Below are 13,234 nucleotides of genomic sequence, written 5' to 3'. Positions count from 1 at the left end.
GCAATGGAGGGCCGAGCGGCCGAGCCGGCCGGGTGGGCCATGTCTAGCGGGCTGCGCATCGGCTATATCGGCGGCCAGGCCGGACGGGTCAACGAGCGGGCGATCGACAGCGAGTGGGTCGGCGCGCTGGGCGAGTATGCCGAGCTCGTGCCGATCCCTCCGCTGAAGCTCATGAAATGGGCCGGCGGCGATCCGTCGAGGGACCCGGCGGGCTTCCTCGCGAAGGCGGAAGCGAAGGGTCAGGCCTTGGCGGATCTCTGCGCACAGTACGGCGTGAGCACGCTATATGCGAATCTGACGCCGCTGATCCCGTACCTGATGCTGGCCCGGGGCCGCGCGGAGGTGCCGCTGAATCTCTTCTTCCTCGCCCACTCGGTCGGCTCCGAGTGGTGGATGAAGCAGTGGCTGGCCATGGCGCCGCTGCTGCGGGAGGGAGATACGCTGCTCTGCGCGACGGATACGGCGAAGGAGGCGCTCCTGGCGCTGTCGCCGGCTTACGCAGAGGCCTTCCGGGCTCCGCTGTGCATCCGCACGGAGCCTGCCAAGCCGCTGCGAACGGAGGCGAACCGCGTGAAGCAGCTGCTCTGCATGGGCCGGCTGGAGGACGTGAAGAACGTTCACGTACTGCTGGACGTGTTCCATGCGGTAAGAGAAGCCTTCCCGCACGTGCATCTGAACATTGCCGGGGAATACACGGGCCGCACGCCGGAGCAGATCGCTGCCTACCGCTCTCTCCTGGAGGAGAAGGTGGAGGCGTACGGCCTGCAGGACAGCGTGACCTTCACCGGACCGGTGTCGGGTGAGGCCAAGGACGCCCTGTTCCGCTCGGCCGACGTGCTTCTGAACTTCTCGACCGATCCCGGCGAGACGTTCGGCTACAACCTGATCGAGGCCAAGGCCTGGGGCCTGCCGGTGCTCTGCACCGCGTGGGACGGCTTCCGCGAGCTCGTGACGGATGGCCGGGACGCCGTACTGGTCGGCGTCGACTGGTCCGGGCCGTGCCCGCAGATCGACCCGGCGGAAGCATCCGCCAAGCTGCTCGGCCTGCTGCAGGACGAACCGCGCCTTGCGGCGATGCGCGCGGAGGCCCTGGCCGGGCTCGGGCGCTATGCGCCGGCGCAGGTTATGCCGCAGCTGGTCCGCACGGCTGGCGGAGCGGGAGGCCGCGCTGCGCGATGGCCGTGCCGCAGGCCCCGGCCTGCAGTGCGCGCCAGCGGGCGGACCGGCCACAGGCGCTGCTGTGTTCCAGCGGCCGCTGGCCGACTCGCCGGCGCTGTACACGCCGGCCGTGCGCTCCGGCGTCTTCGCTTCGCAGACGCCGCTGTCGCTTCTGGCTTCGCGGAGCGAGACGCCTTACGAGGCATGGATGCCGCTGTGCCGGCCGTACATTGCACACTTCGCCACTACGGCGGCCGGAGCGGAGCTTACTACAGGAAAGGTGTGACGTTATGAAAACCTCCCTCTGCACGATTTCGTTCCGCCACCAGCTCGTCTCCTTCGGCGACCTGGTCCGGCTGGCTTCCCGCCTGCAGTTCGACGGGATCGAGCTGTGGGGGACCCATGCCCAGCAGCTGTACGAGAATGAACGCGTCACGGCGTGGGATCACCTGCAGCGGCTGCATGCCTCCGGCATGGGGATCTCCATGGTCAGCGATTATCTGGACATCTCGCCCCAGGCGGACCGCCAGGCGGTGCTGGACAAGTGCCAGCGCCTGATCTCGCTCGCCCGCTGGTTCGGCACCCCGCGCGTCCGCACGTTCGCCGGGCAGCTCGGCAGCCGGGACGTTCCGGCCGAGGAGCGCCCGCTGTACGCGGAGAACCTGCACCGCTTGTGCGAGCTGTGCGGGGAGCAGGGCGTGTACCTGCTGCTCGAAATGCACCCCGGCACCCTCACCGACACGGTGGAGTCGGCGCTCGATCTGCTGCGGATGGTGAATCATCCCGCGCTGAAGATCAACCTCGACTTCCTGCATGTCTGGGAAGGGGGAACCGATCCGGTCGAAGGCCTCAAGAAGCTGGAGCCTTGGGTGATGCACTACCATATGAAGAACATTACCGACCGGAGTCACCTTGGTGTCTTCGCCCCTCATAATGTGTATGCCCCGAGCGGCAGCCGGACCGGCATGGTTCCGCTCCGCGAAGGCGTGGTTGACTACCGGCCGATCCTGGAGGCGATCCGCGAGACGGATCACTATGCCTCCCTCGAATGGTTCGGTCCCGATCCCGCCCGTGTGCTCGCCGAAGAGATGCAGTGGCTTCGCGAGGAGCTTCCGGTCATGGCCGGCGTTTAGTACACGCAGGGAGAGCTCCTGCACCTGAGCCTGCCTTTTCTCCGTACTTCCTTCCCCGCAGCCTCATCCTCACACGATCATGATCAGGACCCTTCGGCTCACGAAGGGTCCTGTTATATTTTTGGGGTTAGCGCAGTCCCTTTATCTCCAATCTAAAGAGTTGTTAACCAAGCTTCCGTCTTCGACAAATTCCACCCATTTACAACGAAAGACGGGTTGCTCATAATGGAGAGGAACGTACTCCAGACTTTTCCATATCCAAGCTGAGGAGTGATCCCATGTCCAAGAAGATTCTGATTCTGACCGGCGACGCGTGTGAAGTGCTGGAAGTCTATTATCCGTACTTCCGGATTCAGGAGGAAGGTTATGAACCGGTGATTGCTTCCCCGACCAAAAAGGTGCTGCACACCGTTGTCCATGATTTCGTGGAAGGGTGGGAGACGTACACGGAGAAGCCGGGGCATCTGCTGCCGTCGAATATCGGCTTCGCGGATGTGAATCCGGAGGATTACGACGGGGTGATCATCCCGGGAGGCCGGGCGCCGGAGTATATCCGCTCGGATGAGAACCTGCCGCGCATTCTGCGCCACTTCTTCGAAGCGGACAAGCCGGTCGGCGCGATCTGCCACGCGGCGCAGGTGTTCTCCGCGCTCAAGGATACGAGCTTCTTCGAAGGCCGTACGCTGACGGCTTACACGGCCTGCCGACTGGATGTCGAGCAGCTTGGCGCAACGTATGCGAAGGACCCGCTGCATGTGGACGGCAAGCTGGTCACCGGCCATGCCTGGCCGGACCTGCCGGGCTTCATGCGGGAGTTCCTCAAGCTGTTGAAGTAGAAGGTGACGATAGCGAAGAGAGGCATCTGGCCCATGGGACCGGATGCCTCTTTTCGCTATTTACTGCTCATTTATATAGCTGAAGCAATAGAAGGGAGAAGCACCATCCTAAGCAGCAGGAGCAGCGGAGGTGCCACACGAGTGTTCATACTCACTGGTCAGCCGGCACGCAACCGACAGCATCCCCGCCCACTTCCTGTCCTACCTCGCTCGCGCAGGCCGCCTTGCCCTCTGCTGCCGCCTCACGCGTCCCCTGCACACCGGTACTACACTCGCCCACCGTGCACCGCGCGCCAGGTCTGCGCGAGCCCGTCCGCCATGCGGCCGATCACCTCGGGGCTTCTCAGGTACTCGCTGTGGCACAGCGGGTTCCACCCCCGGAGCCAGTCGCTGATCCGCACCTCGTAATCCTCCCGCACAGCTTCTTCGTAGGCTGGGTCGATGCTTCGCAGCGGGTAGCCGAGAATATCGTCCTTGTCGTAGAAGTTGACCCATTCGCCGTCCACGGCGGGATAGCGGCTGTGCAGTCCACGCGACGGGACCGCAATGGGGCGGTTGAAATTCCGGTACCTCAGGCTCCACAGCGGCAGCGTCGTACCCATGGAATAGAACAGGGCCAGCGTATCCCCGCATTCCAACGGGGTGTTCGCACTCGGCGGCAGGCTGCCTCACTTCATACTGAAGATCATAAAAGTAGTTGCTGGCAATGACCGCGCCGAGACTGTGGGCGATCACGCAGAGCGGGGCGGCCGGACCGCAGCGCTCCGACAGCCGCCGGAGCGCCCCGCTGATCGTATGGTGGACCGCGTCATAGTTATGCTCGGCGGTCTCCACCGGCTGGTAGGCGATGGCATCCGCCAGATAGTGGATAATGAACCGGCGCAGGCCCTGGTACCGCAGATCATGCCGGCGGACGAGCCGTTCGAAAAGTTCCTGTTCTCCGGACTCGAACACATGGGACCACTGAACGGCCTCCATGCACAAGTGGGTGGAGGCTTCCGGATCTTCCGACCGCAGCCGATAGGCATCGGCCAGCTGCTCTTTCAGTTCGTCGGCATATTCTTCTTTTTGCTGTCCCATTCCATGGACAATCAGGACGGCGAGGGATTGGCTCATCGCGGCCTCCTCTGTATGTACGGATTTTCTGGTTCCGTTCCTTTCAGAATCGGCCCGGCGCCCCAGAGGTGCCGGGCCTTCTTCTGCTACTCTTCCATCTGCGCGATAAGCTGCCCGTCCCGCACTTCGACCGGATAGGACGCGAGCCGCTTCACCGGCACGTTCAGACAGGCGCCGTTGTGCTCATCGAAGGTCCAGCCGTGCAGCGGACAGACCAGCTCGCCGTCTTCTGCCTCGACCCGGGCACCGGCATGCGGACAGGTCCGCGAGACGAGATGATAGGTATCGAGCTCCTTCAGCACGAAGTAAGCTTTCGACTCGACCTCCACCTTGGCGGGGAAGGTCGTGAACTCGTTCACAGCACCCAACGCAACCTCTTTCATGGAACAGCCTCCTTTTGGATGATTATCATTCATCCTTCCCCAAAGGGGACGGGTTCAGAACTTCACTACCATCTTACCCCGGACATGACGCTCTGACATCCGGGTGAGCGCGGCTGGCACATCTTCAAGAGCGAGCGTCTCGGTGACCATAGCCTGAATGCGGCGGGTACGCAGCAGCTCCATGAACTCGCCGGCCATCACGGCCAGGTCGCGCTCCGCCCGGAGATTGCCCGACCCGTGGGCTCCGCCCAGCATCAGCTTGTGGACGGAGAACGTCTTGGTCGACGGCTGGAAGTCCGCCACGTTCTCGGGCGCTCCCGCAATGACAGCCAGCTGTCCGCCGAAGGCCAGCATGGAGAGGTCGGCCTGCGCCGTCTTGCGGTTGACGGAGTTCAGGATGAGATCAACCCCCAGCCCGTCCGTCAGCTCCATGACCCGAGCATGTACATCCTCTGTGTTGTAGTCGATGACTTCGTCGGCACCAAGGCTCCGCACATAGTCCGCATTGGCGGGGGAAGCCGTAGCCAAAATCTTCGACGCCCCGAACACCTTGGCGAGCTGGACCGCATAGCCCCCGACGCCGCCGGCTCCCGCATGGATCAGGACCGATTGGCCCTCCTGCAGGTTCATTTTGCGCTGCAGCGCCTGGTAGGCGGTCAGGCCCGCACAGGGGAAGGCAGCCGCTTCTTCGAAGGTGAGCTCCTCGGGAATCCGGGCGGCGGTATGTGCGGTAGTGACCGCATACTCGGCGAACGTACCCGGCTTCGTAAAGCTGCCGTGATACGCCACCCGGTCGCCGGACTTCCATTCTGTGACCCCGTCGCCTACCGCATCGACGATGCCTGCACCATCCACTCCCGGAACGAAGGGATAGATCCAGGCCGGATGGCCGTTCGCCGCCGCTTTGTAATCGACCGGATTAAGGCCGGCGGCATGGATACGGACGCGGATTTCGCCAGGTCCGGGCTCCGGCAGCGGCAGCTCCGCGATTTGCAGGGTATCGGGCTTGCCCGGCCCCAATAGTACGAGTGCTTTCATCATAAATAATCCCTCCTTGTTCTCATCGTACCATAACGGCAGGCGGGGGAGAAAACCGGTTGGCTTCATTGAACCGTTTATTCGGCATGGATTGGTTCCTATATAAAGTTAATTTTAGGATATAACGCCAATTGATGATAGGGTTTTCATCGCAGAAGACGAATCGTACTAGGAACAGCTGTGTGACGAGAAAAAGAAACCCCGGATGGCCATTCAACTTTTTGAAGGGATGATGAATTGGATGAAACCGTACCGCCGCCTGTTGTTCACAATCTGCTGCTTGTTCCTGATGATGCTGGTCCCCTTGTCTGCTTCGGCCGAAGAGCATACCGTAACGGTAAGCAAGCTGTCGGCCGAGATACCCTCCAACGATAAGCTCGTGGTTCGTGTGGGAGACATTGATTTTAGCGTCGAATTGAAGGAAGTCGTGATGGAGGTGGAGGGACGGACAGCGATCATGTATCCGCACTGTATCCTGTCCACCCGCTGCTACTGGGAAGGCGAGCTGTCTCTCTCGGGCTTGCCTAAGGGAAAGAAGACGGTGAAGGTCACGGCTGTAGATCACTTCGGGAATAAGGGAGAAGCTGTGCTCGCGTTCCAGCACGATCATTACCCGGTCCTGAAGACGCAGCTGCCGGCGAACCTCTCCGTAGTGAAAAGTCCGCTGCACATCAAGGCTTCCGCGAGCGATGATTTGGGTGCACCCAAGGTCCGCATATCCGTCTCCTCTCAAGGCAAAGGAATATACAACAGCACGGGAGCCGGCAGCTTGGACAAATGGATCCTGCTCAGCGATTATGACGGGCAGCTGCTCGACATCACGGTGACCGCCGAAGACAGCTCGGGTAGGCAGGTTAAGGAGTCGAGCCAATTTTATACCCATAACAGCGAGCACGCAGTGAAGGTGGGGCAGGTGGAGGGTGAACTGCTGGATTTTGATGCAGTGCATTACCTGTACCTGACCCCTCAGAAGGAGCTCAAGCTCAAGAACCGGGCGGGCGGCGGAGAGACGCTGATCCATACCGCAGGTGCGAACCAGCTGTTCCATTCCGCATCGCTGCAGTACGGGCAGGTCATCTTCACGGTGAAAGACAAGGATTCTTCCTACGACGGGCCTACCTACCAATGGAAGGACGGGGAGGTGACCCAGATCGGAAGCGTGCAGTGGAGAGGGAGCTACATGATGTATTATGACTCAGGCAAGCTCCTGGTGAAGCATAGGGTTACAGGCGAAACTCGGGAGATCGTAAGCGGGTATCCGCACCTTCCCTCCGTCCTTAAGGCGGAGCTTACCCCGGAAGGAGACGTCTGGTTCTCCACTTACTATGGGTTCGGATTGTCCAAGAAGGATGGAACCATTACCCATATGGGTTCATCGGCATTAGGGTTCAACATCGAAGCGTTCCAGGTGGACGGGGATATCGTATTGATTTATTCTTCCGTAGGGGCCTCGAAGTACGACGTGAAGTCCGGGCAGCAGACCTCGCTGTCCTATGGGTTATATGAACCCGATTTCGAAAAGAGAGCCGTGACCCGCGGAGGGTGGACCGCCTATCTGAAGAAATCCTCCATGGGATCCCATGAGCAGGTGGTCCTTCAATCTCCGCAGGGCGAGGACCGTCAGCTGACCTATACGCTCGGCGAAACCAAACGAATCCAGGGGCTTGGGGCGAACGGAGCTTTATTCTATTCCGTGAACGGAAAGACCTTCTATTACACGCCTGGCAGTGATAAACCCGTGCTGGAATTTGCCTCTATGAAAAAGCTGGTTCAAAGGGACGGCACATGGTACGGTCTGCTGGGGAACACGCTGTTCAAGATCCGAACCGGAGAACCCGCGGATACACAGGCGCCCGTGTGGCCGGCCGGCAGCGAACTCACCGTGACGGACGTGACCTATTCGACAGCCAGGCTGGCTTGGCGGCCTGCATCGGATAACGTAGGGGTTGCGAAGTACATCCTGCTGCAGAACGGAGCGAGAACCGCCGAGCTTCCCGTCACGGCGGCGACCTATGGGGTAAGCGGCCTGCAGCCGGGGACAGCCTATACGTTCAGCCTGGCGGCGGAAGACGCTGCAGGCAACCGGAGTACGGCTAACCCTTCCGTGTCCTTCACGACAGGACAGGAGCCCGAGCCGGAAGATACGGCGGCACCCGAGTGGCCTTCCGGGGAAGCCGTGACCGTCAGCGGCGTAACCTATGCGGCGGCCGAGCTGCGCTGGGTTCCGGCCTCGGATCTCAAGGGCGTGACCGCCTATGAGATCTACAGGAACGAGGAGCTGCTGGATACGGTCAGCGGAGCGGTGTACAGCTACCGGGCCTCGGGTCTTTCGCCGGAGACCGTCTATGTGTTCACTCTGAAAGCCCGCGATGCGGCGGGGAATGTGAGCCTGAACAACCCGAGCGTCACGGTCACGACTTCCGCATATGGCCCCGAGCCGGGACCGGCGGGCCTGCTCGGCCTGCAGGCCAAGAAGGGCATGGTGGAAGCCGGATCCGTGCTGGAAGTGACGGTGAAAGCGGAAGGGGCGCAGGATCTCTACGGCTTCCTGGCGAAGCTGGAGTACGATCCGTCCCGGCTGAAGCTGATGCAGACCGGGCTGCATCCGGACTTCGGCCGGGAGCAGGAGAATGCCGTGTTCGGCAGAGTGGCTTCGGCTGCAGGACGGGCCAAGCTCACCGGTTCCCTGCTGGGCGATGTGCCGGGCCGGAGCGGACGTGCGAATCTGATTACCCTGAAGTTCACGGCACTCAAGGCAGGGGAGAGCGAGATCCGGCTGCTTGCCGACTCCGCTGTTTCGAACAGCCGGGGAGTGGTCACCCCGCTGGGTACGGCGGTCGTGCTGAAGGTGAACGTAGGGGCCGGGGACTTTGACGGCGACGGCCGGGTCGGACTGAGCGATCTCGTCCGAATCTCGGGGCATTACGGGCAGACAGCGGAGCAGGCGGGCTACGAACCGCAGTTCGACCTGAACCGGGACGGCCGGATCGATCGGACGGATATCCAGTACGTGGCGGACAAAACGGCTGCGGCAGGGTGACGCTTGGGACATATGCTGGTTTTATCAGGGGATATTCCATCCCGGTATAAGGTATGATGAAGCCAGCAAAGATCACAGGAGGAGACCCGGGGCGGCCTGCCTCTATAGACAGGCTGCCTGGCCCTCGGGACAGAAGGATGAGCCGAGTGAGATACGTGAGGAATATCATTGGGGGACTGCTGCTGCTCTATGGGGTTTTCATTATTGCCTATTACGGCTGGGTCGGGGTGAACATGTGGCAGGCCGGCAGGAATGCGGAGCGCTTTCTGGACCTGATGGTGGAGCAGAAGTGGGAGGAAGCGGCGGCGATTGCCACGGCGCACTCCTATGCGGACGACCCTGAGAAGCGGGAAGCGCACCGGAAAGCCTGGATCGAACGGATGCGGGGCTTGAAGGAGCAGGGGTTCTACCTAGTGGGATATGACAGCGTCAATGCGTTTTATGATGATGCCTGCGTGTGCGGCGGCCATGCGAACCTGACGTTTCGTGATGGGGAACGGACAGTGACTTACCGCAGTGTATTTACAGGTGGCCTGCCGGACATCGGGCAGCTTTGTCCTCTGAATCCTCTAGAAGAACCTATCGAAACCAACGGCTGGAAAACGATGGCCTGCTCGGGCAGCTAAGACAGCCAACGTCTGCAGGCAGGATATTCCAACCGGGCGTGGAATACAACGTGGTGTATTCCATTCGAACGCTCTGTATAGGGAGGCTTGTTACGATGTCTTACTTGTCCGTAAGTACCTGGAGTCTGCACCGCTTGCTCGGACCGCTGCGCTGGACGCAGTGGGATGCGGAGACCGGCACGCACGTCACGCTCGAGCAGGAACAGCCCGAGGTGCTGAGCCTGCTCGAGCTGCCCCGGGAGGCAGCGGGCCGGGGCTACGCGGCGCTGGAAGTGTGCCACTTCCACTTCCCTGCCACGGACCCGGCTTATCTCGGCCGGCTGAGGGAAGCCTTCGCCGCCGCGGGCATCTCGTTCGATACGCTGCTGCTCGACTACGGCGATCTGACGAGCGGGGATGAGCGGCGCCGCGCCGCGGACGTCGAGTTCATCCGGCGCTGGATCGGCTATGCCTCTCTTGCCGGGGCGAAGCAGATCCGCGTGGTAGCGGGAGAGGCCCAGCCGGACGACGAAGAGGCGCTCCGCCTCAGCGCCGGGACGCTGGCCAGCCTGGCAGCGTATGCTTCGGAGCACGGCGTGCGCGTCGTCACGGAGAATTTCAAGCCGCTCACCTCCACGGCGGACAGCTGCCTGAAGCTGCGCTCCCTGGCGGGAGAGCAGGTCGGCTTCATCACCGACTTCGGCAACTTCAAGTCGCCGGCCAAGTACGAGGAGCTGGCGGCGGCCATCCCGGGGAGCGTCTCCGTGCATGCGAAGGCGAATTACGATGAGAACGGCTTCCCCGACGAAGAGGAGTATCTCCGCTGCCTGGAGCAGGTAAGAGCCGCAGGTTATAACGGCGCGGTCGTACTCATCTATGACGGGCCGGGAGATATGTGGGAAGGCCTGGAGCGAATCCGGAAGATCGTAGAGCCCTATTTGTAGCCTGGAACACGGCAGCCCGCAGAACGAAGATGCCTAAGCCTTTGTTCTGCGGGCTGTTTTTGTTCTGCGGAGTTACCGCACGGTCCATCGGCTGCTGTGGTCCTGATGCCTTGCCGTGACCCACAGGGACACGATAAGGATCAGCTCGTAGATGTTGGTCAGCGCGGAGCTCTCGAAGGGCAGCGGGATCATCCGGCCGACGAACAGCGCAGCGGTCCCGGCGGCCATCCAGATCCACCGCTGCCGGAAGGCCAGAATGAGGCCGGCGGCGAGCAGAAGCATGGACGTAACAATCACCATGAGCGGTCCGCCGGTCTCCGCCTGCGGCACATAGCGAAGCACGCCGTATTCGCGCAGCGGAGCCAGGCTCGCCGTCTCGGGCAGGGCCGCTGTGAAGGTCTGGTAGGCGACCAGCCCCAGGGTTACGAGCCAGGCCGCTCCCCGGCTCCACGGGTGCTGGGCCCAGCGAAGATCCGCGCGCCGCAGGGTGTCCCATGCGAAGAGGACCAGCGCAGGAGTAAACAGGGCGTGCGTCCAGTAACGGAACGTGCTCAGGAAGCGCAGCGTGCGGCCTTCGCCGATCCACTCGCCCGCGGCGATGATGGCATTGTCGTAGAAGAGTCCCAGGGCCACGAGCAGGGGGATCGAGGAATAGCTGAAGTCGCCCTGCTCCCGGACCCGGCTCCAGCCAAAGGCGATGAGGACCAGGTAAGCGCAGGCCAGGGCGGCATAGATGGGCATATCCATCGGGTGCATCTCCTTTTCAAGTGATAAGTTTAATTGGACGGAAGGCTCCTCTCCGAATCATATGGCCGCCATCAAAAAAAGAGACCCACAGCAACGGGCTGCGGGCCTAAAGGGTTTATATATTAAAAAGGGGGTCGAGATTTATTATAGAACAGCGACATTAAGGCAGGATGAATAATAGATTTCAATTCCGTTACAAATAACTCTAAATTTGTCGTCTAATGTTCGGTTTTCGGGTATCGGTCAGGAAACAGCGGGTTCGGCTTCCATGAGCAGCGGCAGCGTAGGGGCAAGGGTCTGATCCCGCTTCAGGATCTGTGCCTCGGCTTGAGCGTTCGGTGTGAAATGCAGGAGGTAGCGGACCTTCGGTGCTTTGGGCTCCGGCGCGGGCAGAGGTACGGCTTGAAAGAGCAGCTCATAGCTTCCATGAGGAAGATCGTAGGAGTACGAACGGGACAAAATGCTGCTGACCGTAATGCCGCCGCCCCCTGTAACTGTGAATGGGACGGAGATGGCGCGTACGGCGTCCCTGTCGGGTGCCGGTTTCCCGCCCAGGGAAACCATGATCTCGCTGTGGACGTCCTCCAGGGCGGCGAACGAAACGCTGCCCGGCCGCCAGGCAAAGCCCTGCCGGAGATGCCGGTCTGTCCACTCGGGAAACGGATTCGACAGTCCGGAGGCGTAGACGGCGAGCTGGGCATAGGAGATCAGCAGCTCCTGCTTCGGCCAGGTTTGTAAGGGATCGGACATGTGCCGGACCTCCTTGGATAGGTGTTCAAAAGCCCTGCATAAGCAGGGCTTTTTGCATTCGTCTAGTTATACGACATGATGAACTTGATCCGGGTGCCGTCCGGGTAAACGGAGAGCTGGTTGCCTACCCAGGAGCCCGAGCCCCGGTTGTCGGAGTAAGGCACGTAGCGGACATCGGCGCCGGCGCCGCCTTCCTCGCACATGGCCATCGGCCACTCGTCCCGGTCATAGCCTGTCTTGGTGGGGATGCCCTGGAGCGATTCGGCGCGGTTCTCGTCGGCTCCGTCGCGGTCGATCGTGCAGACGTCCGGATGGCCGGCGGCGATCGCATCACGGATATGGTCTCCCGTGTACGGATACTTGTTGAACGGGAAATACAGGACGGCGTCGTACTCTCCGGCAGCTGCTGCCTGGCTCGTATGCAGGGTGAAGAGGCCTCCGGCGAGAGCGGCGGTCATAAGGACCAGGGAGAGCCAGGCCGCTGTGCGGCGGAGCGCTTGGCTGAACATCATGGACTTCCTCCGTTTCCTAAAGCGGACTTGGGTCAGAGCGTGTGGGCCTGCTCAAGCATTCATTCTAGAGGAGGAAGGTGTGCCGGATATGAACGGAACGTTAACGTTTTGTGGAGAAGGCTGCCTTACAGGAAACGGGCATAGGGCGAGTCGGCCGGAATGGCTTCGGCCAGCTGCCGCAGTCCTTCCTGCATGGTCCGCAGCTGGTGCCTGCCCTGCCAGTCCGCCGGCAGCAGCTCCGGAGGCAGCATCGGGTCGACGAGGTACAGGCCGCTGATCACCTCGCCGAGCTCCAGGTAGAGCGTGAACAGATCCAGCGGATCGGCCGCCTCGCCTTGGGCAAGGAGATTTCCGGCGGCAGGCAGGCAGATGCTCGTGTACCAGGCCCACATCTTCTCGTACTCTCGCCCGGCTGCCGCGAGTTCCCAGATCTCCGCTGCCTCCGCCGCCGACAGGCGGGGTTCCTGCATGGAGCCGTGGAACTGCCGGGCCTTGTCCCCGATCCCGTGCTTGCCGAGCAGGTCCTGCACCTCCTCGCTGTAATTCCAGGGGGCGATGTAGACGCTGTGATAGAGCAGGCCGAAGCCGGTCTGCCGGATATCCGCACGGAAGGCATCGCGCCGGCGCCGCTCGGCTTCCGGGATCTCCACCATAACCAGATGCCAGGACCCGTCCCAAGCACGGTCATAGAACTGAGGCTTCCGGTTGATCGTACGGATGAAGGTCCGTCCGGTCTCCGTAATCTCATAGACGGAACGGGCGGGGGACACGGCGTAGCCGTTCTTTTTGAGATGGGACAGGGCATTGCGGATTGTAGGCGCGGTATAACCCCGGCGTTCATAGATGCGGAGGAGCTCCTGCGTGTCCATGGGGCCGGAGCGGGAGAGCAGGAACAGGATTTGTTTTTCGATCGACAGCAAAAGAAGCCCACCTCCTTATTGACAAAGGCAAGATTTGGTTATAACATAAATT

The 13,234-nt window shown here is 61.5% G+C and carries 13 protein-coding genes; 6 read left to right on the top strand and 7 right to left on the bottom strand.

Translation table 11 applies throughout. The features are described from left to right. Positions 1-3: 3 nt before the first annotated feature. From PM3016_RS41240 to PM3016_RS32495, 3 genes are all read left to right on the top strand, one after another. Positions 4-1,452: a glycosyltransferase family 4 protein gene (locus tag PM3016_RS41240; protein ID WP_337999648.1), complete on the top strand. Its 1,449-nt coding sequence runs from the start codon at positions 4-6 to the stop codon at positions 1,450-1,452. Beyond that, complete coding sequence (locus tag PM3016_RS32500; RefSeq protein WP_014372307.1) at positions 1,449-2,291, top strand: sugar phosphate isomerase/epimerase family protein; 843 nt, start codon at positions 1,449-1,451, stop codon at positions 2,289-2,291. The genes PM3016_RS41240 and PM3016_RS32500 overlap by 4 nt, the downstream gene beginning before the upstream one ends. A 278-nt stretch (positions 2,292-2,569) precedes the next feature. Further along, entirely contained in the window at positions 2,570-3,127 is a 558-nt protein-coding gene (locus PM3016_RS32495; RefSeq protein WP_013920702.1) for a DJ-1/PfpI family protein, read from the top strand. Between the two features lie 266 nt (positions 3,128-3,393). Here PM3016_RS32495 and PM3016_RS40545 read toward each other — a convergent pair whose 3' ends face one another. From PM3016_RS40545 to PM3016_RS32480, 3 genes are all read right to left on the bottom strand, one after another. Further along, positions 3,394-3,765, bottom strand: a complete 372-nt coding sequence (locus tag PM3016_RS40545; RefSeq protein ID WP_238540377.1) for a hypothetical protein — start codon at positions 3,763-3,765, stop codon at positions 3,394-3,396. A 564-nt stretch (positions 3,766-4,329) separates the two neighbouring features. Next, positions 4,330-4,626: a Rieske (2Fe-2S) protein gene (locus tag PM3016_RS32485; RefSeq protein WP_014372305.1), complete on the bottom strand. Its 297-nt coding sequence runs from the start codon at positions 4,624-4,626 to the stop codon at positions 4,330-4,332. A 54-nt stretch (positions 4,627-4,680) separates the two neighbouring features. Beyond that, positions 4,681-5,667, bottom strand: coding sequence for a zinc-binding dehydrogenase (locus PM3016_RS32480; RefSeq protein ID WP_014372304.1), 987 nt, complete (start codon positions 5,665-5,667; stop codon positions 4,681-4,683). A 238-nt stretch (positions 5,668-5,905) separates the two neighbouring features. Here PM3016_RS32480 and PM3016_RS32475 point away from each other — a divergent pair, with 238 nt between their 5' ends. The 3 genes from PM3016_RS32475 (at position 5,906) to PM3016_RS32465 (ending at position 10,253) form a co-directional block, all read left to right on the top strand. Beyond that, positions 5,906-8,704 (top strand): fibronectin type III domain-containing protein, encoded by a 2,799-nt coding sequence (locus tag PM3016_RS32475; RefSeq protein ID WP_238540376.1) that lies wholly within the window; start codon positions 5,906-5,908, stop codon positions 8,702-8,704. Positions 8,705-8,850: 146 nt separating this feature from the next. After that, positions 8,851-9,330: a hypothetical protein gene (locus PM3016_RS32470; RefSeq protein ID WP_014372302.1), complete on the top strand. Its 480-nt coding sequence runs from the start codon at positions 8,851-8,853 to the stop codon at positions 9,328-9,330. Between the two features lie 95 nt (positions 9,331-9,425). After that, the gene (locus tag PM3016_RS32465; protein ID WP_014372301.1) at positions 9,426-10,253 is read left to right on the top strand and encodes a sugar phosphate isomerase/epimerase family protein; all 828 of its coding nucleotides are present in this window, start codon (positions 9,426-9,428) and stop codon (positions 10,251-10,253) included. A gap of 72 nt (positions 10,254-10,325) precedes the next feature. Here the strand turns inward: PM3016_RS32465 and PM3016_RS32460 are convergent, their stop codons facing one another. The 4 genes from PM3016_RS32460 to PM3016_RS32445 form a co-directional block, all read right to left on the bottom strand. Further along, positions 10,326-11,000, bottom strand: coding sequence for a hypothetical protein (locus PM3016_RS32460; RefSeq protein WP_014372300.1), 675 nt, complete (start codon positions 10,998-11,000; stop codon positions 10,326-10,328). Positions 11,001-11,243: 243 nt separating this feature from the next. After that, positions 11,244-11,750, bottom strand: a complete 507-nt coding sequence (locus PM3016_RS32455) for a competence protein ComJ (RefSeq protein ID WP_014372299.1) — start codon at positions 11,748-11,750, stop codon at positions 11,244-11,246. 62 nt (positions 11,751-11,812) lie between these two features. Further along, positions 11,813-12,208 (bottom strand): NucA/NucB deoxyribonuclease domain-containing protein, encoded by a 396-nt coding sequence (locus tag PM3016_RS32450; RefSeq protein ID WP_413783347.1) that lies wholly within the window; start codon positions 12,206-12,208, stop codon positions 11,813-11,815. A gap of 179 nt (positions 12,209-12,387) precedes the next feature. Beyond that, positions 12,388-13,182: a PaaX family transcriptional regulator C-terminal domain-containing protein gene (locus PM3016_RS32445; RefSeq protein ID WP_014372298.1), complete on the bottom strand. Its 795-nt coding sequence runs from the start codon at positions 13,180-13,182 to the stop codon at positions 12,388-12,390. Positions 13,183-13,234 lie beyond the last annotated feature (52 nt).

The sequence above is a fragment of the Paenibacillus mucilaginosus 3016 genome (assembly GCF_000250655.1).
GTDB classification, from domain to species: Bacteria; Bacillota; Bacilli; order Paenibacillales; family NBRC-103111; genus Paenibacillus_G; species Paenibacillus_G mucilaginosus.
This window is presented reverse-complemented; position numbering and strand designations above follow the sequence as displayed.